Source organism: Pantoea sp. MBLJ3, assembly GCF_000816655.1.
GTDB classification, from domain to species: Bacteria; Pseudomonadota; Gammaproteobacteria; order Enterobacterales; family Enterobacteriaceae; genus Pantoea; species Pantoea eucalypti.
In genome coordinates this window covers 1-22,088 of record NZ_JSUT01000011.1, presented here as the reverse complement: position 1 = coordinate 22,088, position 22,088 = coordinate 1, and the positions used below count along the sequence as shown (strand labels likewise).

The following is a 22,088-nucleotide window of genomic DNA, read 5'->3' as shown; positions in this document are numbered from 1 at the left end:
GCCATCACGCCGTGGGTGACAGGAATTAGCGGGTGCCGTAAACGACGATGGTTTTGCCGTGTGCGGAGATCAGGTTCTGATCTTCCAGCATCTTCAAAATACGGCCCACGGTTTCGCGTGAACAACCCACAATCTGGCCAATTTCCTGACGAGTGATTTTAATTTGCATGCCGTCGGGATGCGTCATGGCATCTGGCTGCTTCGCCAGGTTGAGCAGGGTCTGTGCAATGCGTCCGGTGACGTCGAGGAAAGCGAGGTTACCCACTTTTTCAGACGTGACCTGCAGGCGACGCGCCATCTGCGAGGAGAGTCGCATCAGGATGTCGGGATTAACCTGAATCAGCTGACGGAATTTCTTGTAAGAAATCTCCGCCACTTCGCACGCGCTTTTCGCACGTACCCAGGCGCTGCGCTCCTGGCCTTCTTCGAACAGGCCAAGCTCACCAATGAAATCGCCCTGATTCAGGTAGGAAAGAATCATCTCTTTGCCTTCTTCATCTTTAATCAGAACCGCGACGGAACCTTTCACGATGTAGTAAAGCGTTTCTGCTTTTTCACCTTGGTGAATCAGCGTACTTTTGGATGGATACTTGTGAATATGGCAATGGGACAGGAACCATTCGAGTGTAGGGTCTGTTTGCGGTTTGCCGAGAACCATTCGCTATTATCCTCTGTTGTAATCGTGCCCAAAATACAGGGGGCAGTTTTCCCTGTCAGGCGGTGAAAGCTTCAAGCGTTTCCCTTTCAGGAAATTATTCGGGCCGCATCAGGCGCAGTGCGCATCATTCTTCCCGGCTTCGCCATCGGGTGACGAAAAATATTTTCAGCACTGTTTGTAGCACAGCTTTTGCCGACTGTCTTGTGTTGTCTCGCTTCAGCTACAGGCGGATTTCTCTGGATTGCTGTTTACCAGGCGAAAGCGTACTCTGGCGACAAAACAGCGTATTCCGGAGCAAAAATCATGCAGGCAAGAGTGAAGTGGGTAGAAGGACTGACATTCCTCGGAGAATCCTCATCCGGCCATCAGATACTGATGGATGGAAATTCGGGCGATAAAGCGCCCAGCCCAATGGAGATGGTGCTGATGGCGGCCGGCGGATGCAGCGCGATTGACGTGGTATCAATTCTGCAAAAAGGCCGTAACGATGTGGCTGATTGTGAAGTAAAACTGACCTCAGAACGTCGTGAAGAGGCGCCGCGAACCTTTACGCACATCAACCTGCACTTTATCGTGAGTGGTAAAGCGCTCCAGGATAAAGCGGTCTCACGCGCGGTGGATCTTTCTGCTGAAAAATATTGTTCGGTGGCCATCATGCTGGGTAAAGGTGTGACGATTACGCATAGCTATGAAGTGATTGAGCTGTAACAGGCTGAAGGGCATTTTAAAGTCGCGGGCCAATTCGGAGTCGGTCTGGTGTCGTGCCGTTCCTGCATAGAGAGTCCGCTTTAAGACTGTGCCCGCGTTATTACGCACCTCATCCCTGAGGTGCGCCCATACCGGGCCAACGCTTTGCGTTGTTCAAAAACGCTCCCGGCGTTTTTGTCCCAGTCGCGGGACGCTTTCCTCTTCTGACCCTGTTCCCGGCGTGTTGAGCTTAGGTGTTGCTGTCAGATTCTTTGTCACCAGGTTTTTTCAGTGGCGACCTTTCTGAAAACGGATGTGGTTGCCGGACGTGAAGCGAAGGGAGCATATGCCTGTAGCAAAGCATAGCGGGCCAGGGATGGCGGTTTTGCGTCTTTGCGAAAGGCCTCTGCTCTCTGCGTTTTTTTGCTGACCTCTTACTCTATCCGCTTACCTTCCATCAGCCGCTTCACCAGCGGACCCATGATCAGCTCCATCGCCAGACCCATTTTGCCGCCGGGCACGACCAGCGTATTGATGTGCGAGATAAACGAACCCTGCAGCATCGCCAGCAGGTAGGGGAAGTCGATATCTTCCAGCGCCTGGAAATGAATCACCACAAAGCTCTCATCCAGTGACGGAATGGCGCGGGCAGCGAACGGGTTTGAGGTGTCGACGGTCGGGACGCGCTGAAAGTTGATGTGGGTGCGCGAGAACTGTGGCGTGATGAAATTGATGTAATCTTCCATCGAACGCACCACGGAATCCATCACTGCTTCGCGTGAATGACCGCGCTCGCCGGTGTCGCGCACCAGCTTCTGAATCCACTCCAGGTTAACAATGGGCACAACGCCCACCAGCAAATCAACCTGTTCCGCCACGTTATGCTGCGCCGTCACCACGCCGCCGTGCAGTCCTTCATAGAACAGAATGTCAGTGTTCTGCGGCAGCGGCTGCCAGGGCGTAAAGGTGCCGGGCACCTGATTCCACGGTACGGCTTCATCGTAGGTGTGCAGATATTTACGCGACTGGCCCTGTCCGCTTTGACCATACTCTTTAAAGCTCTGCTCCAGCAGACCAAAGTCATTGGCTTCCGGGCCAAAGTAGCTGACGTGACGTCCTAAATCGCGCGCCTTACGAATCGCCATATCCATTTCAGGGCGGGTAAAGCGGTGAAAGCTGTCGCCTTCAAGTTCAGCAGCATGAAGATCGAGCTGCTGAAAGATTTTACGAAACGCGAGGCTGGTGGTGGTGGTTCCTGCACCGCTGGAACCGGTCACCGCGATAATGGGATGACGTGCAGACATAGAAAAGCTCCCTGTGAGGTCGGGCGATGAGCATTGTTATCATGAAATGATGCCGGGTGCATCAGCCACGAAATTCTTTGCGCGGCATGATATTGACCGATTCATGCAGTTCCGACCACACCAGCACCACTTCACCGGTTTCCAGCTGGCGTCGCACATCAGCTACCTTGTCCAGCAGGCTGCGTTCCTGCTCGCCGTAGTCTGTGCCTTCGCGCAGCACAAAGGTTTCAATCAGATTTTCAAGGGTCTCAGGTGAGACCTGTTGCCAGGGAATAATCACAAGATCAGTTATCCAGAAAAGGGGAGATCCACTGCGGGATGCGCTGTTCCAGCCACATTTCAGGCTGGCGTAGCGTTCCGCCGACAAAACCGACGTGGCCGCCGTAGGGTGTCAGTTGATAAGTAATAGTGGCAGATAATTGGCTGCTGTGCGGGATCACCTCATCACTCATAAAGGGATCGTCTTTGGCGTGGATGATCAGCAGCGGTTTCTCTGTGTGTTTCAGCCAGGGCATGGCGCTGGCACGATGATAGTAATCTGCTGCATCGACAAAACCGTGGGCGCGGGCTGTAATCGCATCATCAAAATCGCGCAGTCGCCGCATCGCTTTGAGCTGTGCCAGATTAACCGGCAGGGTGTCCGGCCAGGCATGCAGTTTGCGGCGTGCATTTTTCTTGAGCTGCGCCAGCAGGTAGTACTGATAGAAGCGCGAGAAGCCGCGTTCCAGTTTCACGCTGCACGGTTCCAGCAGCAGCGGGGCGGAGACAATCACGGCGGCATCTACCTCCGCTGCGGCACCCTGCTGGCCGAGCAGGCAGCCCAGCATGTTGCCGCCCAGCGAGAAACCCACGGCGGCGGTAGGCACATGACCCCAGCGGGTGCGCAGCCAGCGCAGGAAGAAGCGGGCATCTTCAGTTTCGCCGGAGTGATAGATGCGGTTCAGCCGGTTAGGTTCGCCGCTGCAGCCGCGAAAATGCATCACTACTGCCAGCCAGCCGCGTGCGCGGCAGATCGCCATCAGGCCATGAATATAGGGACTCTGAAAGCTGCCCTCCAGTCCATGAAACAGCACCACGCGCGGTTTATGCTGCGCCAGCTGCGGATCTTCGCTCCAGGCGAGATCGACGAAATCGCCATCGGGCAGATCGAGACGCTGCCAGTGAGGAGCGAAGGTGATACGGCGACGTAACAGGCGCGGCAGCATCGTCTGCAGATGCGCGTTACGCAGCGTGTCAGGTGGTCTGAACTGCTCGTTTTCCGGGCCGGTAAATTTCATGTGGTAAAAGCTTGTCTGTTCCATATCACACTGTTAGCTTCGATAAGTTTTTTATTGCAGGGTAAGGAGTACCCGATTGCCATGGAACTGAGTCTTTTCTTATCAATGTTGGGATTTCTGTGGGTCGCGGCCATTACGCCAGGCCCCAATAATATGTTACTCACCGCCTCGGGCGCTAATTTTGGCTTTCTGCGCACGATTCCGCTGATGATCGGCATCATGATCGGCATGCAGGTGATGCTGCTGATGGTGGCCTTTGGCGTAGGCGGTTTGATCCTGCTCTATCCCTCGCTGCATCTGATGCTGAAAATCGCCGGTAGCCTCTATCTGCTCTGGCTGGCGTGGAAGATAGCCACCGCCAGCTATGCAAAGCTGGAAACTGACCAGGCACCGGATGCGCCAATGCCGTTCTGGCAGGGCGGGCTGCTACAGCTGATCAACCCCAAAGCCTGGCTGATGGCGCTGGGCGCGGTCGCCAGCTTCAGTCTGGCCGGTGATGCGTATCGTCATTCCGTGATGGCCATAAGCGTCGGTATGTTTCTGGTTAATCTGGTGTCGGGCGTCATCTGGATGGGATTTGGCGCGATGATTGGTCGCATTCTGCGCAGTCGCCGCGCCTGGAGAATATTTAACCTCGCCATGGGGCTGCTGACCGCTGCCTGCGTGCTATTAATCTGGCACTGAGTCAGCTGGATGCGCGTTCAACGCGCGTCCAGGGCAGCACCTCACGCATCACCGGCGCGTTCGGGTTGCGGATCTTCTGCAGCAGCAGCTGCACACTGCGCGCGCCCAGTTGGTTCATCGGTTGCTCGATGGTGGTCAGTGGCGGATTGAGGCTGCGGGTAAACGACACACCATCAAACCCGACCACCGCCAGATCTTCCGGCACGCGCAGACCGGCTTCCAGCGCCGCATGCACCACGCCCACCGCCAGCACGTCTGACACCGCAAACACTGCGTCCGGCGGTTCCGGTAGCGCCATGAGTTCTCTCAGTGCCTGGCTGCCCGCCTCACAGGAGATCTCGTAGGTATAGGAGATGCCGGACCATGCATATCCCAGCTCCTCAATTGCCTGCCGGTAACCCTTTTCCCGATGATGTGAGTACAGGTAACGCATATCGCCATTGACCAGCCCAATGCGTTTCCGCCCTTTACCCGCGAGGTAATGGATGGTGTCACGCGCGGCTTCAAGGTGATCAATGCTGACCGAGGAGGCGGGAATATCCGGATCAAATTCACAGCATTGCACCCAGGGCGCCCCGGCGATCAGCGCCTGCAAATCCTGCAACCCTGATGCGGCATCCATCGTTATTACACCATCCACCACTTTTCCGGTCAGCAGCGAAAGATAGGCGGCTTCACGCTGAAGCTGCGAGGCGGAGTTGCAAAGCAGAATGTGATAGCCGTGCAGTTCTGCTTCGGCTTCAATGCCCTGAACCACGCGCGAACAGAAGGGGTTGGTAATATCCGAGATCAGCACCAGCAGCATGTGGCTTTGTGCCGTCCGCAGCTGACGTGCCAGTAAGTTGGGCTGATAGTCGCAGGCAGAGATTGCCGCCAGAACTTTCTCACGCGTATCGGGCTTTACGCCGGGATGCGCGTTGAGAACCCGCGATACCGTGGCTTTGGAAACGCCAGCCAGCTGAGCGACTTTCTCGATCGACATCGGATTTAAAGACCTTAACAGGCAATAATTGGGAACGCATATCAATAACACAGGCACAATGTGAGCGCCTGACATTTTTGCTTACTTTAGCTATTTTCAGCATTTGCGATTTTCAGCTTAGTTTTGCAGATAGTAATCTAAGAACTTATTTCTATTAGGGATAATTTTTAATTCCTTTATGAAACTATTGCGTGCAGAGACACTGCCTCCACGATAAAACCGGTGGGGTAGTGATCATGGCAGCAACACGTTTAACTTTCTTAGCCGCAGCGATGGCGCTGCTGGCGTTTCGGGCTGATGCAGTCAATGTCACCGTTGCGTACCAGACCTCTGCCGAACCGGCGAAAGTGGCACAGGCTGATGGCAGTTTTGCCAAAGAGAGCGGGGCCAGCGTCGACTGGCGTAAGTTTGACAGCGGTGCAGGCGTATTGCGCGCGCTGGCGTCCGGCGACGTCCAGATTGGCAATATCGGCTCCAGTCCGTTAGCGGTCGCAGCGGCGCAAAAGCTGCCAATCGAAGCGTTTCTGCTTGCCTCACAGCTGGGCAACTCTGAAGCGCTGGTGGTAAAGAAGAACATCATCACTCCCAACGATCTCATCGGCAAGCGCATCGCGGTGCCGTTCATCTCTACCACTCACTACAGCCTGCTTGCTGCACTGAAACACTGGGGCATCAAGCCGTCGCAGGTACAGCTGGTTAATCTGCAGCCGCCTGCGATTATCGCGGCGTGGCAGCGTGGCGACATTGATGGCGCTTACGTCTGGGCGCCTGCGGTGAATGAACTGGAAAAACAGGGCAAAGTGCTGACCGACTCGGCGGCAGTGGGGAGCTGGGGATCGCCGACGCTGGATGTCTGGGTGGTCCGCAAAGATTTCGCTGAGCAGCATCCGGAGATCGTGACCGCATTTGCCCGCAGCGCGCTTGATGCGCAGCAGGCCTATCTTAACAGCCCCGATAGCTGGCTGAAGCAGCCCGATAATCTCAGCAAACTCTCCCGCCTTAGCGGTGTGCCGGAAGCGCAGGTGCCGGATCTGGTGAAGGGCAATACCTACCTCACGGCGCAGCAGCAGGTTGAGCAGCTGGGCAAACCGGTCAATAAAGCGATCGTCGATACTGCGCAGTTTCTGAAAGCACAGGGCCGGGTGCCGCAGGCGGATAACGACTACAGCAGCTATGTGACCTCCCGTTTCGTCGCACCATTAGTTAAACCCTAAGGAGGCACGATGCTGCGTATCGCTCATCTTCATGCCCGTTATGCCGGACAACCGGTGTTGCAGGATATCAATCTGCAGCTGGATAGCCATGAACTGCTGGTGGTGCTCGGCCCCTCCGGCTGCGGCAAAACCACGCTGCTCAATCTGGTTGCCGGATTTCTGCCGGTGGAGTCGGGCAGCATCACGCTGGATAACCAGCCAGTGACGGGGCCTGGTGCGGAGCGCGGCGTGGTGTTTCAGCATGAAGGCTTACTGCCATGGCGTAACGTGCTGGATAACGTTGCCTTTGGTCTGCAGCTGGCGGGGATGTCGCGTCCGGCGCGCGAGGCCATCGCACGGAAGCTCATCAGGCAGGTGGGGCTGGAAGGGGCGGAGAAGCGCGCCATCTGGCAGTTGTCAGGCGGTCAGCGGCAGCGGGTCGGCATTGCACGCGCGCTGGCGACCGATCCGCAACTGCTGCTGCTTGACGAGCCATTTGGCGCACTGGATGCCTTTACCCGCGAGCAGATGCAGACCCTGCTGCTGACGCTGTGGCGCGACAGCGGTAAACAGATCCTGCTGATTACGCACGATATAGAAGAGGCTATTTTCCTGGCCAGCGAACTGATTCTGCTGTCGCCAGGACCCGGCCGCATCGTGGAACGCTTGCGGCCCGGCTTTGGTCAGCGCTTTGCCGCAGGTGAGTCGTGCCGCAGCATAAAATCCGATCCGCAGTTTATCGCCCAGCGCGAATATGTGCTGAGCCGCGTATTTGACCAGCGGGAGGCGTTTGCATGAGCGCGTTAATCCACGACAAGTCTCTGCCGGTGCGCCGTCGTTTGCGCTGGCCATTTTCAACCACGTTCACGCTGAGCATGCTGAGTCTCTCTCTGCTGTTGCTGCTCTGGTGGGGCGTGACCGCGCTGGGCCTGATTGCTCCGCTGTTCCTGCCGTCGCCACAGCAGGTGTTCAGCAAGCTGCTGCTGATTGCCAGCGCCCAGGGCTTTATGGATGCCACGCTGTGGCAGCATCTGGCCGCCAGCCTGACGCGGATGCTGATTGCGCTGACCGCGGCGGCCGTCATCGGCATTCCGGTGGGGATTCTGATGGGCCTCAGCCCGGTAGCTCGCGGTCTGCTTGATCCGCTTATTGAGCTTTATCGCCCGATTCCGCCACTTGCCTATCTGCCGCTGATGGTGATCTGGTTTGGCATTGGTGAGACGTCGAAAATCCTGCTGATCAGCCTGGCCATCTTCGCGCCGGTGACGCTCTCCACGCTGGCCGGGGTGCGTAACACCCAGCAGGTACGGATTCGTGCGGCGCGCTCGCTGGGAGCTAACCGCTGGCAGCTGCTGCGCTGGGTGATTCTGCCGGGCGCGCTGCCGGAGATTTTGACCGGCCTGCGCATTGGGCTCGGGGTGGGCTGGTCAACGCTGGTGGCGGCGGAGCTGATTGCCGCCACGCGTGGCCTCGGTTTTATGGTGCAGTCAGCGGGAGAATTCCTCGCCACCGATGTGGTGCTGGCGGGTATCGCCGTGATTGCTTTTATCGCTTTTAGCTTAGAACTCGGGCTTCGTGCGTTGCAGCGCCGTCTGACGCCCTGGAGTGGAGAACAATCATGAATGAACGTCTGAGTTTTACCCCGCTTGGCCCTTACATAGGCGCGCAGGTCTCAAACCTGGATGTCTCACGGCCATTGAGTGATGCGCAGTTTGAGCAGCTGTATCATGGCTTGCTGCGTCATCAGGTGCTGTTTCTGCGGGACCAGAAAATAACGCCGGAACAGCATCGCGCACTGGCGATCCGTTTTGGCGACCTGCATATCCATCCGGTCTATCCCCATGCGGAGGGCGTCGAAGAGATTATCGTGCTCGATACCCATCAGGATAATCCGCCGGATAATGACAACTGGCACACCGATGTCACCTTTATCGAAACACCGCCGGCTGTCGCGCTGCTGGCCTCCAAAGTCTTACCGGATGCGGGCGGTGACACGCTCTGGACCAGTGGCATCGCCGCTTACGAGGCGCTGTCAGTGCCTTTTAAGCAGTTGCTGGAGGGTCTCCGCGCCGAGCATGATTTTAAAAAATCATTCCAGGAGTATAAGTACCGCAAAACGGAGGAAGAACATCTGCGCTGGCAGCAGGCGGTGGCAAAACATCCACCCGTGCAGCATCCGGTAATCCGCACGCATCCGGTCAGCGGCAAAAAAGCGCTGTTTGTGAATGAAGGCTTTACCACGCGGATCCTGGATTTAAGCGAGAAGGAGAGTGATGCGGTGCTGGGCTTCCTGTTTGCGCACGCTACCAAACCGGAGTTTCAGGTGCGCTGGCGCTGGCAGCCAGACGATCTGGCTATCTGGGATAATCGGGTCACGCAGCATTATGCCAATGCCGACTATTATCCGGCCCGTCGGATCATGCAGCGGGCAACGGTACTGGGCGACAAACCCCGTTAAAAAGCATCTCCCCGCAAGCGGGGAGATTTTTTATGAGGCCATAATCTGTTCGAGCTGTTCCTGGGCTTCCAGCCACGCCATCTCAACCTCTTCCAGCGCAGATTTACTTTCCGCCTGCCGCTTGAGTGCAGTGGTCAGGTCCGCTTTTCGGCTCTGATCATAAATCGCACTGTCTGCGAGCTGCGCTTCGGCATCGGCCAGCTGGCTCTGCCATTTGCTCATCTGCTTTTCCAGCTTCTCTATCTCTTTGCGCAGCGGCTGGGTCTGAGTGCGCAGTTCGGCATCACGGCGCTTTTGATCTTTACGCGCCTGGGCGCTGTTACCGTTATCCAGTTTCGGCGCGGCATCCTGTTGCGCCTGCTGTTTCTGCAGATCGCTCAGCCACTGCTGATAATCTTCGAGGTCGCCCTCAAACACATCCACTTTGCCATCATGCACCAGATAGAGATCGTCCGTGGTCGCGCGCAGCAGGTGACGGTCATGCGAGACCACCACCAGTGCACCTTCGAAGTCGATCAGCGCTTCGGTCAGCGCCTGGCGCATATCAAGATCCAGGTGGTTAGTTGGTTCATCGAGCAACAGCAGGTTAGGGCGTTGCCAGACAATCAGCGCCAGCACCAGTCGCGCTTTCTCACCGCCGGAGAAGCGCTCAGTGTTCTCCGTGACTTTGTCGCCGCGGAAATCGAAGCCGCCCAGATAGTCGCGCAGCTGCTGTTCCAGCACGTCAGGCGCAATGCGCGACAGATGCTGCAGCGGTGACTCATCGGCCCGCAGGTACTCCAGCTGATGCTGGGCGAAGTAACCAAGCTTGATCCCTTTCGCCAGCCCCATCTTGCCATGCATCGCCTCCAGCTCACCTGCCAGCAGCTTAATCAGGGTGGATTTACCGGCTCCGTTACGTCCCAGCAGGCCGATGCGTGAGCCTGGCACCAGGTTGAGCTTGATCGCGTCGAGAATGATGCGATCGCCATAACCTGCGGTGACCTTCTCCATCTTCATCAGTGGATTAGGCAGGTTTTCCGGCTTGCGGAAGGTGAAGCTGAATGGATTATCAACATGGGCGGGCGCAATCATCTCCATGCGCTCCAGCATCTTGATGCGGCTCTGTGCCTGCTTCGCCTTGGTCGCCTGGGCGCGGAAGCGATCAATGTAGCTGTGCAAATGCGCGACTTTCTCCTGCTGACTCTCATACAGCGCCTGCTGCTGAGCCAGCTTGGCGACGCGCTGCCGTTCAAAGGAGCTGTAGTTGCCGGTATATTCGAACATCGACTCCTGTTCGATATGAATAATTTTGTCGATGACCGGATCGAGGAAGTCACGATCGTGCGAGATTAGGATCAGTGTGCCTTCATAACTTTTCAGCCAGCGCTCCAGCCAGATCACCGCATCGAGATCGAGGTGGTTGGTCGGTTCATCCAGCAACAGCAGATCGGAACGGCAAATCAGCGCCTGTGCCAGATTGAGGCGCATGCGCCAGCCACCAGAAAAGTCGCTGACCGGCCGTTGCAACTGCTCCTGACTGAAGCCCAGGCCGTGCAACAGGCTTGAGGCGCGCGCATGAATGCTCCACGCCTGCACCGCGTCCAGCTGGCCATGCAGCAGCGCAATGGCATTGCCATCGTCACGCAGATTGGCGTCCGCCAGCTCGGCTTCAAGCTGACGAAACTGGCGATCGCCATCAATCACGTACTCCAGCGCGGCTTTATCCAGCGCTGGCGTTTCCTGATTCACCCAGGCCAGCGCCCAGTGAGCGGGGAACGTGACGGTGCCGGCATCGCTGGTGATTTCACCTTTTAACAGCGACAGCAGCGTGGATTTCCCACAGCCGTTTTTACCCACCAGCCCGACCTTCTGACCGGGATTAATGGTGGCGGTGGCATTGTCGAGCAGGACGCGGATGCCGCGGCGAATTTGTAAGGCTGAGAAGACAATCATGTAAGCGCCGTATCGTCAGAATATGTTAATTTACTGGCAACATAATGAGATTTTGCTGCGTCGTGCATGGTAGCTGAAAACCGCACCAATGACGACGCTTTGGAGGGAAAGGATGTCGCAGCCACCCAGGGTTTTGCTGCTTTATGCTCATCCGGAATCACAGGATTCGATCGCGAATCGGATTTTGTTACAGCCGGCTCAGGCACTGGAACACGTCACCGTGCACGATCTGTACGCGGCCTATCCGGATTTTTTTATCGATATTCATCATGAACAACAGTTACTGCGCGAACATGACGTGATCATTTTTCAGCATCCGCTCTATACCTACAGCTGTCCGGCATTGCTGAAAGAGTGGCTGGATCGGGTTCTGTCCCGCGGCTTCGCCAATGGCGTGGATGGCAATGCACTTGAAGGTAAATACTGGCGCAGCGTGGTGACGACCGGCGAACCGGAAAGTGCCTTTAAGCAGCAGGGTCTGAACCGCTATTCGCTCAATGACATTATGCGGCCTTTTGAGCTGACCGCCCGGATGTGCCGTATGCACTGGATGCCGCCGATGATTGTTTACATGGCACGTCGTCAGAGTCCTGAATTATTGAAAAATTACGCCCGCGCTTATGGTGACTGGCTCGCGGCACCGCTGCTGAATGGAGGGGTATAGATGGAAGGGCAAACGCTGCTGACCGCGGGGGTGATTTATCTGGTCGCGGCGGTCTTGATTGTACCGGTGGCGGCTCGCCTCGGTATTGGTGCAGTTCTGGGTTATCTGGTGGCGGGTATCGCCATCGGCCCGTGGGGATTAGGTTTTATCAGCGACGTCGACGAGATTCTTCACTTCTCTGAGCTCGGCGTGGTTTTCCTGATGTTTATTATCGGGCTGGAGCTGAACCCGGCAAAGCTGTGGGCGCTGCGCCGCTCCATTTTTGGGGTCGGCGCGGCGCAGGTCATCTTCTCCGCAGCCATTCTCGGCGGCTTATTGTGGCTGACCCATTTTAGCTGGCAGGCGGCGATCATCGGCGGGATTGGCCTGGCGATGTCCTCGACCGCCATGGCGCTGCAGCTGATGATGGATAAAGGCATGAACCGCAGCGAAGCGGGTCAGCTGGGTTTTTCGGTGCTGCTGTTCCAGGATATCGCGGTTATTCCTGCCCTGGCGCTGATCCCGCTGCTGGCCGGGACCGACAGCGGCCATATCGACTGGATGAAGGTTGGCATGAAAGTGCTGGCGTTTGCCGGCATGCTGGTAGGCGGACGCTATCTGCTGCGGCCAATCTTCCGTTACATCGCCGCATCGGGCGTGCGCGAGGTCTTTACCGCGGCGTCGCTGCTGCTGGTGCTGGGTTCCGCGCTGTTTATGGATGCGCTGGGCCTGTCGATGGCGCTGGGTACGTTTATTGCCGGGATCCTGCTGGCGGAGAGTGAATACCGCCATGAGCTGGAAGTGGCTATCGACCCGTTCAAAGGTTTACTGCTGGGCCTGTTCTTTATTTCGGTAGGCATGGCGCTCAATCTCGGTGTGCTCTATACCCATATTGTGACCATCCTGCTGGGTGTGGTGACGCTGGTGGCGGTGAAAACAGGGGTGCTCTATGTGCTGGCGCGCATTTATGGCCTGCGCAGTTCAGAGCGACAGCAGTTCGCGGGTGTGCTGAGTCAGGGTGGTGAGTTCGCCTTTGTGCTATTTTCAGCGGCATCCTCGGCAAAGCTCTTCTCAGGCGAGCAACTGCCGATGCTGCTGGTGACGGTGACGCTGTCGATGATGACCACGCCGCTGCTGATGAAGGGAGTCGATCGTCTGCTGGCACGCCGCTTCAACGAGACGGATGAAGATGCAGAAAAACACTTTGTTGAAGATGATCAGCCACAGGTGATTGTGGTGGGCTTTGGTCGCTTCGGTCAGGTGGTGGGACGCTTGTTGATGGCGAACAATAAACGCATCACCGTGCTGGAGCGCGACATCAGTGTGGTAAGTCTGATGCGGAAATATGGCTATAAGGTCTATTACGGCGATGCTACCGAACTGGAGTTACTTCGGGCAGCCGGTGCAGCCAACGCGCAGTCAATTGTCATCACCTGCAATGAACCGGAAGATGTGATGACGATCGTGCATCTGTGCCAGCAGCATTTTCCGCAGCTGCAGATTCAGGCGCGCGCCCGTGGCCGCGTCGAGGCCCATGAGCTGTTACAGGCAGGCGTCACGCAGTTCTCGCGTGAGACGTTCTCCAGTGCGCTGGAGCTGGGACGTAAAACATTGATGACGCTGGGAATGCATCCGCATCAGGCGCACCGCGCCCAGCAACATTTCCGCCGGCTTGATATGCGGATGTTGCGTGAGCTGATGCCTAATCTCTCTGAAAGTGCGGCGCAGGCTTCACGAGTCCGTGAAGCACGACGTGAACTGGAAGATATCTTCCAGCGCGAAATGCAGCACGAGAAGCGGCAGTTCGACGGCTGGGACGATGACCAATAATCTCTTAAAACAGGCAGAAGCTAATGCGTAAACGTTTTATTGCCGGTGCGACATGCCCGCACTGTCAGGAAAAGGACACGCTGGCGATGTGGCGTGAAAATAATGTTGATGTGGTGGAGTGCGTGAAGTGTGGTCATCAGATGCGCGAGGCGGATAAGCAGGCGCGCGATCAGGTTCGCTCAAATGAACAGGTTATTGGCATTTTCCATCCTGAGTAGCGGAATCGGGCAGCTTTTTTTACGCTTGAACTTACAGCGGGATTGAATTCCGTTACAATTACCGCCATTAAGGCTTAAGTCGCAAGAGAATGTGAAATCCCTCTTGTACTCAGCCCCGAACCTTTCTGGTTGGTGTTATTGCACGCAAGAATAGACCAATGAGACGGGATCTCAGCTCTCAACGGTTAGGAGATATCATGAAAGTAGCAAAAGACCTGGTGGTAAGCCTGGCCTATCAGGTACGTACAGAAGACGGCGTGTTAGTTGACGAGTCACCGGTGAGTGCACCGTTAGACTACCTGCACGGTCATGGTTCCCTGATTTCTGGTCTGGAAAATGCGCTGGAAAACCACATTGCCGGCGACAAGTTTGACGTGCATATCCCGGCAAACGATGCTTACGGTCAGTATGACGACAACCTGGTGCAGCGCGTTCCTAAAGACGTGTTCATGGGTGTTGATGAACTGCAGGTTGGCATGCGTTTCCTGGCAGAGACCGATCAGGGTCCGGTGCCAGTAGAAATCACTGAAGTTGAAGATGAACACGTCGTGGTTGATGGTAACCACATGCTGGCGGGTCAGAACCTGAACTTCAACGTTGAAGTGGTTGCTATCCGTGAAGCCACACCAGAAGAACTGGCTCATGGCCATGTTCACGGTGCAGATGGCCATCATCATGACCACGATCACGGCCATGATCACGACCACGACCATGATCACGGTAAAGGCGGTTGCGGAACTGGCGGTTGCGGTTGCAGCCACTAAGTCTCAACAGTCCTTTAAAGGCCACCTCCGGGTGGCCTTTCTTTTGGTCGTTACTCTGGTTCAGCCCGGCTGAACCGGGGCCAGATGGCCCGCGATCAGTAGTGCGGGGGCGGCGTCTCTTCAGACTGTGAGGCGACCATCGAGGGCGCATTCGCTTTGAGCTTGTCAGTTAAAATGCGCATCTGTTCACGCATTTTATTCATCTCAAGCTCATGCTGAACCACTGCGCTGTTTAGCTGATCGATCGTCATCTCCTGAAAGGCCAGTTTACTCTCTAACGTCTCCAGACGCTGTTCCCACTCAGATTGTTGCATGACCTGTTCCTCTGTTAAGGTGCGACTCGGGGCGTGATTCTACGACCTGAATGCCAGGAATCACCTGTTTTTTTCACTACCTCCAGCGTTGCGCTTGAAAAAAGGCTGCGCGGCATCATCTCTGATGAAACTTCCCGATGTTATAAAGGTCGGAGGTAGACCGGGTAATTACATTGTGGGAGTGTTCGCCACTGCCACGTAAAGTTATAGTGTGGACCCTGAAGTCCGCAATGTTTCCCGAGGTTAGACGCTTCGGTTTTGGAGAATGGATGAAATCACTGTTTAAAGTCACATTGTTAGCTACCACCATGGCTGTTGCACTGAATGCTCCGCTGGCAATGGCGGCAGACACCGCTGCGGCCCCACAGGCTGCACCCGCTGCTGCGCCACAGTCCGCGCCACAGGCACCTAAGAATGCTGCTTTCAAAGATGAAGACCAGCAGTCTGCCTACGCACTGGGTGCTTCACTGGGTCGCTACATGGACAACTCCCTGAAGGAGCAGGAAAAACTGGGCATCAAACTGGATAAGCAGCAGCTGATTGCTGGTGTTCAGGATGCATTTGGTGGTAAGAGCAAACTGTCTGATGAAGAGATTGAGCAGACGCTGCAATCCTTTGAAGGCCGCGTGAAAGGCGCAGCCTCAGCGAAAATGGAAAAAGATGCAAAAGAGAACTCTGAAAAGGGTGAAGCGTTCGCGACCAAATTTGCTAAAGAGAGCGGCGTGAAGAAAACCGAAAGCGGCCTGCTGTATAAAGTTGAGAAAGAAGGGACCGGCGACGCACCTAAAGACAGCGATACCGTAGTGGTGAACTACAAAGGTACGCTGATTGATGGTACTGAATTCGACAACTCTTATACCCGTGGTGAGCCACTCTCGTTCCGTCTGGATGGTGTTATCCCAGGCTGGACCGAAGGTCTGAAGCATGTGAAGAAAGGCGGCAAGATCAAGCTGGTGATCCCACCAAATCTGGCTTACGGCAAAAATGGCGTTCCGGGCATCCCGGCTAACTCCACCCTGGTATTTGATGTTGAACTGCTTGATATCAAACCAGCGCCTAAAGCAGATGAAAAAGCACAGGCGCCTGCGCCTGCTGCGGCAGAAAAAGCGCAGTAATCTGCTGACCGCCGCCTCCGGGCGGCGGTTTCATTTTAGCTTCACGACAAACCTCTGGCATAAGCCGACGACATTTGCCAGACTAATGCCTGCCTAATTATCCCAATATTGAGTCTGCCCATAAGCCGCTGTGACAGGCTCCAGCCATTCAGGGTGATACTCTTCAATGTCTAATCCATTCAATCCGGGTGAACTGAGCGACTTCGATCTTCTGGAGCAGCGCCCGTTCGAACAATCCGATTACGATATTCTGAAATCGTACGAGGCTGTCGTGGATGGCCTGGCGATGCTGATCGGCTCGCATTGTGAAATTGTCCTGCATTCGCTTGAAGATCTTAAGTGTTCGGCCGTACGTATCGCCAATGGAGAACACACCGGTCGTAAAGTCGGTTCGCCTATCACTGATTTAGCCCTGCGTATGCTGCACGACATGCATGGCGCGGACAGCAATGTCTCCCGTGCCTATTTCACGCGCGCCAAAAGCGGCGTGCTGATGAAGTCTGTCACCATTGCGATTCGCAACCGTCAGCAACGGGTCATTGGCCTGCTCTGCATCAACATGAACCTTGATGTGCCGTTTTCACAAATCATGTCGACCTTTATGCCACCCGAGATGCAGCAGGTTGACTCCAATGTCAACTTCGCCAGTTCGGTCGATGATCTGGTGATGCAGACGCTGGAGTTCACCATTGAAGAGGTGAGTGCTGACCGCAATGTATCGAACAACGCCAAGAATCGTCAGATTGTGCTGAACCTGTATGAGAAGGGGATCTTCGACATCAAAGATGCCATCAACCAGGTTGCGGATCGGCTGAACATTTCGAAACACACTGTCTATCTCTACATCCGTCAGTTTAAAAATGGCGACTTTGTGGGACAGGATCGGTAATGCGCTACACCCTGATGGTGACCGGCCCGGCTTATGGGACGCAACAGGCGACCAGTGCATACCTGTTCGCCCGTGCACTGCTGACGGCGGGCCATCAACTCGACAGCGTGTTCTTCTATCGCGAAGGGGTGCTGAATGCTAACCAGCTCACCGCGCCTGCCAGTGATGAATTTGACCTTGTACGTGCGTGGCAGGCCTTGCATCAGGAGCATGGTGTGGCATTGAACATCTGTGTCGCGGCCGGGCTGCGTCGCGGCGTCAGCGATTCGCAGGAAGCGGACCGGCTCCAGCTGGCGGGCAGTAACCTGCAGCCGGGTTTTACCCTGAGTGGGTTGGGTGCGCTGGCGGAAGCCGCGCTGAGCTGTGAACGCATGGTGCAGTTCTGATGAATCGTGTCGCATTTGTTTTTACCCGTGCGCCGCACGGCAGCAGTGCAGGGCGCGAAGGGCTGGATGCCGCGCTGGCCACGGGCGCGCTCAGTGACGATATCGGCCTGTTTTTTATTGGTGATGGCGTATTGCAGCTTAATCTTCATCAGCAACCAGAGACGATTAAGAGCCGTCACTATGCCGCGACCTTTGGCGTGCTGCCGCTGTATGACATTGAACAATGCTATCTCTGCCAGGACTCCCTGATTGCGCGAGGGTTAAAGGTTGACGCTGACCGGTTGCTGGATGTTACCCTGTTGGACGCGCCGGCACTGCGGCAGATGCTGGCCAGCTACGATCGCATTCTTACTTTCTAAGAGACGTTAATGCTGCACACTTTAATGCACTCACCGGCCTACAGTGATCTTGATACTCTGCTTTTAATGGCGGGCGCCGGAGATGACCTGCTGCTGTTGCAGGATGGAGTGCTGGCCGCCTTAACCGGAAGCCGTGCATTAATGCGGCTCTCAGAGAGCGGCCTGACGCTGTGGGTGCTGGACGAAGATGTTCAGGCTCGCGGTCTCGCTGGACAAATTTCGAGCAGCGTACAGTCAATAGACTATAATGGCTTTGTCACGCTAACGATCAGGCATCAGCAACAAATCGTGTGGTAATCGGCTAAAACCTGGTTATTTCTTGACACCCCTTTGACTCAGCCCTAAAATTCTGCCTCCTCGTAATTCTACGAGGCGATTTATTACGTGTTTACGAAGCAAAAGCAAATCCAGGAGCTATTTAATGGCAACAGTTAACCAGCTGGTTCGCAAACCACGCGTCCGCAAAGTTGCAAAGAGCAACGTGCCGGCGCTGGAAGCTTGCCCGCAAAAACGTGGCGTTTGTACTCGTGTGTACACCACCACTCCTAAGAAACCAAACTCCGCACTGCGTAAAGTCTGCCGTGTGCGTTTGACCAACGGTTTTGAAGTTACCTCCTACATTGGTGGTGAAGGTCATAACCTGCAGGAACACTCCGTGATCCTGATCCGTGGCGGTCGTGTAAAAGACCTGCCAGGTGTGCGTTACCACACCGTTCGTGGCGCGCTTGACTGCTCAGGTGTTAAAGACCGTAAGCAGGCTCGCTCCAAGTACGGCGTGAAGAAGCCAAAGGCTTAATGGTTCTCCGTTAAGTAAGGCCAAACGTTTTAAATTAAATGTCATAATAAACTCATAGAGTTTTGGACAATCCTGAATTAACAACGGAGTATTTCCATGCCACGTCGTCGCGTCATTGGTCAGCGTAAAATTCTGCCAGATCCTAAGTTCGGATCAGAGCTGCTGGCCAAATTTGTAAATATCCTGATGGTAGATGGTAAAAAATCTACTGCAGAATCAATCGTTTATACCGCGCTCGAGACCCTGGCTCAGCGTTCAGGTAAAAACGCACTGGAATCTTTTGAAGTAGCCCTGGAAAACGTGCGTCCGACTGTCGAAGTTAAGTCACGTCGCGTTGGTGGTTCTACTTATCAGGTACCAGTTGAAGTCCGCCCGGTTCGTCGTAATGCTCTGGCAATGCGCTGGATCGTAGATGCTGCTCGTAAACGCGGTGATAAATCAATGGCTCTTCGCCTGGCGAACGAACTTTCTGATGCTGCAGAGAACAAAGGTACTGCAGTGAAGAAACGTGAAGACGTTCACCGCATGGCAGAAGCCAACAAGGCGTTCGCACACTACCGTTGGTAATTACCACGTAGTTAAACCAGCGGGCGCTCAATCAGCCAACCCGCTGGGGTCGACTTACCTTGAACGCCCGAGAATCAGAGGAATCAAATGGCTCGTAAAACACCCATTGCCCGCTACCGTAACATCGGTATCAGTGCGCACATCGACGCCGGTAAGACTACCACTACCGAACGCGTTCTGTTCTACACCGGTGTAAACCACAAAATCGGTGAAGTACATGACGGCGCAGCAACCATGGACTGGATGGAGCAGGAACAGGAACGTGGTATTACCATCACTTCCGCTGCGACCACCTGTTACTGGTCTGGTATGGCAAAGCAGTTCGAACCACACCACATCAACATCATCGACACCCCAGGACACGTTGACTTCACCATCGAAGTTGAACGTTCTATGCGTGTGCTTGATGGCGCGGTAATGGTTTACTGTGCAGTTGGTGGCGTTCAGCCACAGTCTGAGACCGTATGGCGTCAGGCTAACAAATATAAAGTTCCACGCATTGCGTTCGTTAACAAAATGGACCGCATGGGTGCTAACTTCCTGAAAGTTGTTAAACAGATGGAAGTTCGTCTGGGCGCAACTCCAGTTCCTCTGCAGCTGGCTATCGGCGCAGAAGAGAAATTCACCGGTGTTGTTGACCTGGTGAAAATGAAAGCAATCAACTGGAACGACGCAGATCAGGGTGTAACCTTCGACTACGAAGATATCCCAGCTGATATGCAGGAACTGGCTGAAGAATGGCATGCGAAGCTGGTTGAAGCCGCTGCTGAAGGCTCTGATGAGCTGATGGAGAAATTCTTCGGTGGTGAAGAACTGACTGAAGAAGAGATCAAAACATCTCTGCGTAAGCGTGTTCTGAACAACGAAATCATCCTGGTAACCTGTGGTTCTGCATTTAAGAACAAAGGTGTTCAGGCGATGCTGGATGCAGTTGTTGAATATCTGCCAGCACCGACTGACGTTACCGCGATTAACGGTATGCTGGACGACGGTAAAGACACGCCGGCTGTTCGTCACTCTGATGACAACGAGCCGTTTGCTGCACTGGCGTTCAAAATCGCTACCGACCCATTCGTGGGTAACCTGACGTTCTTCCGCGTTTACTCTGGTGTTGTTAACACGGGTGATACCGTATTCAACCCGGTTAAATCAAACCGTGAGCGTCTGGGCCGTATCGTTCAGATGCACGCTAACAAGCGTGAAGAGATTAAAGAAGTTCGTGCGGGTGATATCGCAGCTGCGATCGGCCTGAAAGATGTGACCACTGGTGACACCCTGTGTGACCCAGATAACGTCATCATCCTTGAGCGCATGGAGTTCCCGGAGCCGGTAATCTCTATCGCCGTTGAACCGAAAACCAAAGCTGACCAGGAAAAAATGGGTCTGGCTCTGGGCCGTCTGGCGAAAGAAGACCCATCATTCCGCGTATGGACTGATGAAGAATCTAACCAGACCATCATCGCTGGTATGGGTGAATTGCACCTCGACATCATCGTTGACCGTATGAAGCGTGAGTTCAACGTTGAAGCGAACGTGGGTAAACCACAGGTTGCTTATCGTGAAGCGATTCGTAACAAAGTTACCGATGTTGAAGGTAAACACGCCAAGCAGTCTGGTGGTCGTGGTCAGTACGGTCATGTTGTTATCGACATGTACCCACTGGAGCCAGGTTCTAACCCGAAAGGTTACGAATTCGTCAACGATATCAAAGGTGGTGTGATTCCTGGTGAATACATCCCTGCGGTTGACAAAGGTATTCAGGAACAGCTGAAATCAGGCCCTCTGGCCGGCTATCCGGTTGTGGATCTGGGCGTGCGTCTGCACTTCGGTTCTTACCACGATGTTGACTCCTCAGAACTGGCGTTCAAACTGGCCGCGTCTATTGCCTTCAAACAAGGCTTTAAACAAGCGACACCAGTCCTGCTTGAGCCTATCATGAAGGTTGAAGTTGAAACGCCAGAAGAGAACACGGGTGATGTCATCGGTGACCTTAGCCGTCGTCGTGGTATGCTTAAAGGGCAGGAATCTAACGCTACTGGCGTTCAGATTCACGCTGAAGTTCCGTTGTCTGAGATGTTCGGATACGCAACTCAGCTGCGTTCTCTGACCAAAGGTCGTGCTTCTTACTCCATGGAGTTCCTGAAGTATGACGATGCGCCGAACAACGTAGCGCAGGCCGTTATTGAAGCTCGTAGCAAATAAGCTACGGTTTAAATTTGAACTGATGCCTTCACCTAAAGGGTGAAGGCACAACGTAAGGAATTATCGCCATGGCGAAAGAGCAATTTCAGCGTAACAAACTGCACGTAAACGTGGGCACCATCGGTCACGTCGACCACGGTAAAACCACCCTGACTGCAGCTATCACCACCGTACTGTCTAAAACTTACGGCGGTCAGGCTCGTGCATTCGATCAGATCGATAACGCACCAGAAGAGAAAGCACGTGGTATCACCATCAACACTTCACACGTTGAGTATGAAACCCCAACCCGCCACTATGCGCACGTTGACTGCCCAGGCCACGCCGACTATGTGAAAAACATGATCACCGGTGCTGCGCAGATGGACGGCGCGATCCTGGTTGTTGCTGCGACTGATGGCCCAATGCCACAGACCCGTGAGCACATCCTGCTGGGTCGTCAGGTTGGCGTTCCTTACATCATCGTGTTCCTGAACAAGTGTGATATGGTTGATGATGAAGAGCTGCTGGAACTGGTAGAAATGGAAGTTCGTGACCTGCTGTCAGCATATGACTTCCCAGGCGACGACACTCCAATCGTTCGTGGTTCTGCTCTGAAAGCGCTGGAAGGCGAAGCTGAGTGGGAAGCGAAAATCATCGAACTGGCTGAGCATCTGGATAACTACATCCCAGAACCACAGCGTGCGATCGATATGCCGTTCCTGCTGCCAATCGAAGACGTATTCTCAATCTCTGGCCGTGGTACTGTTGTTACCGGTCGTGTTGAGCGCGGCATCGTTAAAGTCGGCGACGAAGTTGAAATCGTTGGTATCAAAGATACTGCGAAA

26 protein-coding genes are annotated in these 22,088 nt (G+C 54.8%); 19 read left to right on the top strand and 7 right to left on the bottom strand.

The window, feature by feature from the left end:
• Positions 1 to 25 precede the first annotated feature (25 nt).
• Positions 26 to 658 (bottom strand): cAMP-activated global transcriptional regulator CRP, encoded by a 633-nt coding sequence (gene crp, locus NP77_RS15815; protein ID WP_003852956.1) that lies wholly within the window; start codon positions 656 to 658, stop codon positions 26 to 28.
• Between the two features lie 303 nt (positions 659 to 961).
• Between crp and NP77_RS15810 the strand changes: the two genes are divergently transcribed.
• On the top strand, positions 962 to 1,366 hold the full coding sequence (locus tag NP77_RS15810; protein ID WP_039660812.1) for an OsmC family protein: 405 nt from the start codon (positions 962 to 964) through the stop codon (positions 1,364 to 1,366).
• Between the two features lie 413 nt (positions 1,367 to 1,779).
• Here NP77_RS15810 and NP77_RS15805 read toward each other — a convergent pair whose 3' ends face one another.
• The 3 genes from NP77_RS15805 to NP77_RS15795 form a co-directional block, all read right to left on the bottom strand.
• Complete coding sequence (locus NP77_RS15805; protein WP_003852946.1) at positions 1,780 to 2,649, bottom strand: phosphoribulokinase; 870 nt, start codon at positions 2,647 to 2,649, stop codon at positions 1,780 to 1,782.
• 61 nt (positions 2,650 to 2,710) lie between these two features.
• Positions 2,711 to 2,929 carry a YheU family protein gene (locus NP77_RS15800; RefSeq protein WP_003852945.1) on the bottom strand — a complete coding sequence of 73 codons (219 nt, stop codon included), beginning with the start codon at positions 2,927 to 2,929 and terminating at the stop codon, positions 2,711 to 2,713.
• A gap of 4 nt (positions 2,930 to 2,933) precedes the next feature.
• Positions 2,934 to 3,950: a hydrolase gene (locus NP77_RS15795; RefSeq protein ID WP_039660811.1), complete on the bottom strand. Its 1,017-nt coding sequence runs from the start codon at positions 3,948 to 3,950 to the stop codon at positions 2,934 to 2,936.
• Between the two features lie 57 nt (positions 3,951 to 4,007).
• Here NP77_RS15795 and NP77_RS15790 point away from each other — a divergent pair, with 57 nt between their 5' ends.
• Complete coding sequence (locus NP77_RS15790) at positions 4,008 to 4,610, top strand: LysE family translocator (RefSeq protein WP_003852942.1); 603 nt, start codon at positions 4,008 to 4,010, stop codon at positions 4,608 to 4,610.
• Position 4,611: 1 nt separating this feature from the next.
• Here the strand turns inward: NP77_RS15790 and NP77_RS15785 are convergent, their stop codons facing one another.
• A complete protein-coding gene (locus tag NP77_RS15785; RefSeq protein ID WP_039660810.1) occupies positions 4,612 to 5,592 on the bottom strand; it encodes a LacI family DNA-binding transcriptional regulator in 981 nt (326 codons plus the stop codon).
• 236 nt (positions 5,593 to 5,828) lie between these two features.
• Here NP77_RS15785 and tauA point away from each other — a divergent pair, with 236 nt between their 5' ends.
• Genes tauA through tauD form a run of 4 tightly spaced genes read left to right on the top strand, consistent with a single transcriptional unit; the run spans position 5,829 to position 9,243 of the window.
• Positions 5,829 to 6,806, top strand: coding sequence for a taurine ABC transporter substrate-binding protein (tauA, locus tag NP77_RS15780; protein WP_082040849.1), 978 nt, complete (start codon positions 5,829 to 5,831; stop codon positions 6,804 to 6,806).
• Between the two features lie 9 nt (positions 6,807 to 6,815).
• A complete protein-coding gene (gene tauB, locus NP77_RS15775) occupies positions 6,816 to 7,583 on the top strand; it encodes a taurine ABC transporter ATP-binding subunit (RefSeq protein WP_039660809.1) in 768 nt (255 codons plus the stop codon).
• Positions 7,580 to 8,407, top strand: coding sequence for a taurine ABC transporter permease TauC (gene tauC / locus NP77_RS15770; protein ID WP_003852935.1), 828 nt, complete (start codon positions 7,580 to 7,582; stop codon positions 8,405 to 8,407). The genes tauB and tauC overlap by 4 nt, the downstream gene beginning before the upstream one ends.
• The gene (tauD, locus tag NP77_RS15765; RefSeq protein WP_039660808.1) at positions 8,404 to 9,243 is read left to right on the top strand and encodes a taurine dioxygenase; all 840 of its coding nucleotides are present in this window, start codon (positions 8,404 to 8,406) and stop codon (positions 9,241 to 9,243) included. The genes tauC and tauD overlap by 4 nt, the downstream gene beginning before the upstream one ends.
• Before the next feature lie 30 nt (positions 9,244 to 9,273).
• On the opposite strand, the gene NP77_RS15760 is transcribed toward tauD, so the two are convergent.
• On the bottom strand, positions 9,274 to 11,178 hold the full coding sequence (locus NP77_RS15760) for an ABC transporter ATP-binding protein (RefSeq protein WP_003852931.1): 1,905 nt from the start codon (positions 11,176 to 11,178) through the stop codon (positions 9,274 to 9,276).
• Between the two features lie 112 nt (positions 11,179 to 11,290).
• Here NP77_RS15760 and kefG point away from each other — a divergent pair, with 112 nt between their 5' ends.
• From kefG to slyD, 4 genes are all read left to right on the top strand, one after another.
• Positions 11,291 to 11,842 carry a glutathione-regulated potassium-efflux system ancillary protein KefG gene (gene kefG, locus NP77_RS15755; protein ID WP_003852930.1) on the top strand — a complete coding sequence of 184 codons (552 nt, stop codon included), beginning with the start codon at positions 11,291 to 11,293 and terminating at the stop codon, positions 11,840 to 11,842.
• On the top strand, positions 11,843 to 13,651 hold the full coding sequence (kefB, locus tag NP77_RS15750; RefSeq protein ID WP_003852928.1) for a glutathione-regulated potassium-efflux system protein KefB: 1,809 nt from the start codon (positions 11,843 to 11,845) through the stop codon (positions 13,649 to 13,651).
• Between the two features lie 23 nt (positions 13,652 to 13,674).
• A complete protein-coding gene (locus NP77_RS15745; protein ID WP_003852926.1) occupies positions 13,675 to 13,869 on the top strand; it encodes a YheV family putative zinc ribbon protein in 195 nt (64 codons plus the stop codon).
• Positions 13,870 to 14,066: 197 nt separating this feature from the next.
• A complete protein-coding gene (gene slyD, locus NP77_RS15740) occupies positions 14,067 to 14,633 on the top strand; it encodes a peptidylprolyl isomerase (protein ID WP_003852924.1) in 567 nt (188 codons plus the stop codon).
• Between the two features lie 95 nt (positions 14,634 to 14,728).
• On the opposite strand, the gene NP77_RS15735 is transcribed toward slyD, so the two are convergent.
• Entirely contained in the window at positions 14,729 to 14,947 is a 219-nt protein-coding gene (locus NP77_RS15735; RefSeq protein ID WP_003852923.1) for a SlyX family protein, read from the bottom strand.
• Between the two features lie 269 nt (positions 14,948 to 15,216).
• On the opposite strand from NP77_RS15735, the gene fkpA reads away from it, so the two are divergent.
• The 9 genes from fkpA to NP77_RS15690 all read left to right on the top strand — a co-directional run.
• Positions 15,217 to 16,062, top strand: a complete 846-nt coding sequence (gene fkpA / locus NP77_RS15730; protein ID WP_003852921.1) for an FKBP-type peptidyl-prolyl cis-trans isomerase — start codon at positions 15,217 to 15,219, stop codon at positions 16,060 to 16,062.
• A gap of 166 nt (positions 16,063 to 16,228) precedes the next feature.
• Positions 16,229 to 16,951, top strand: a complete 723-nt coding sequence (locus NP77_RS15725) for a transcriptional regulator (RefSeq protein ID WP_003852919.1) — start codon at positions 16,229 to 16,231, stop codon at positions 16,949 to 16,951.
• Complete coding sequence (tusD, locus tag NP77_RS15720) at positions 16,951 to 17,337, top strand: sulfurtransferase complex subunit TusD (protein WP_039660806.1); 387 nt, start codon at positions 16,951 to 16,953, stop codon at positions 17,335 to 17,337. Before NP77_RS15725 ends, tusD begins: the two co-directional genes overlap by 1 nt.
• The gene (gene tusC, locus NP77_RS15715; protein WP_008926258.1) at positions 17,337 to 17,696 is read left to right on the top strand and encodes a sulfurtransferase complex subunit TusC; all 360 of its coding nucleotides are present in this window, start codon (positions 17,337 to 17,339) and stop codon (positions 17,694 to 17,696) included. Before tusD ends, tusC begins: the two co-directional genes overlap by 1 nt.
• A gap of 9 nt (positions 17,697 to 17,705) precedes the next feature.
• Positions 17,706 to 17,993 (top strand): sulfurtransferase complex subunit TusB, encoded by a 288-nt coding sequence (gene tusB / locus NP77_RS15710; protein ID WP_003852914.1) that lies wholly within the window; start codon positions 17,706 to 17,708, stop codon positions 17,991 to 17,993.
• Positions 17,994 to 18,117: 124 nt separating this feature from the next.
• The gene (gene rpsL / locus NP77_RS15705) at positions 18,118 to 18,492 is read left to right on the top strand and encodes a 30S ribosomal protein S12 (RefSeq protein ID WP_003852912.1); all 375 of its coding nucleotides are present in this window, start codon (positions 18,118 to 18,120) and stop codon (positions 18,490 to 18,492) included.
• A gap of 96 nt (positions 18,493 to 18,588) precedes the next feature.
• Complete coding sequence (gene rpsG / locus NP77_RS15700; protein ID WP_003852909.1) at positions 18,589 to 19,059, top strand: 30S ribosomal protein S7; 471 nt, start codon at positions 18,589 to 18,591, stop codon at positions 19,057 to 19,059.
• 87 nt (positions 19,060 to 19,146) lie between these two features.
• Complete coding sequence (fusA, locus tag NP77_RS15695; RefSeq protein ID WP_003852908.1) at positions 19,147 to 21,261, top strand: elongation factor G; 2,115 nt, start codon at positions 19,147 to 19,149, stop codon at positions 21,259 to 21,261.
• Between the two features lie 68 nt (positions 21,262 to 21,329).
• Positions 21,330 to 22,088: elongation factor Tu (locus NP77_RS15690; protein ID WP_039660805.1), on the top strand; the 759-nt coding region annotated here is incomplete at its 3' end.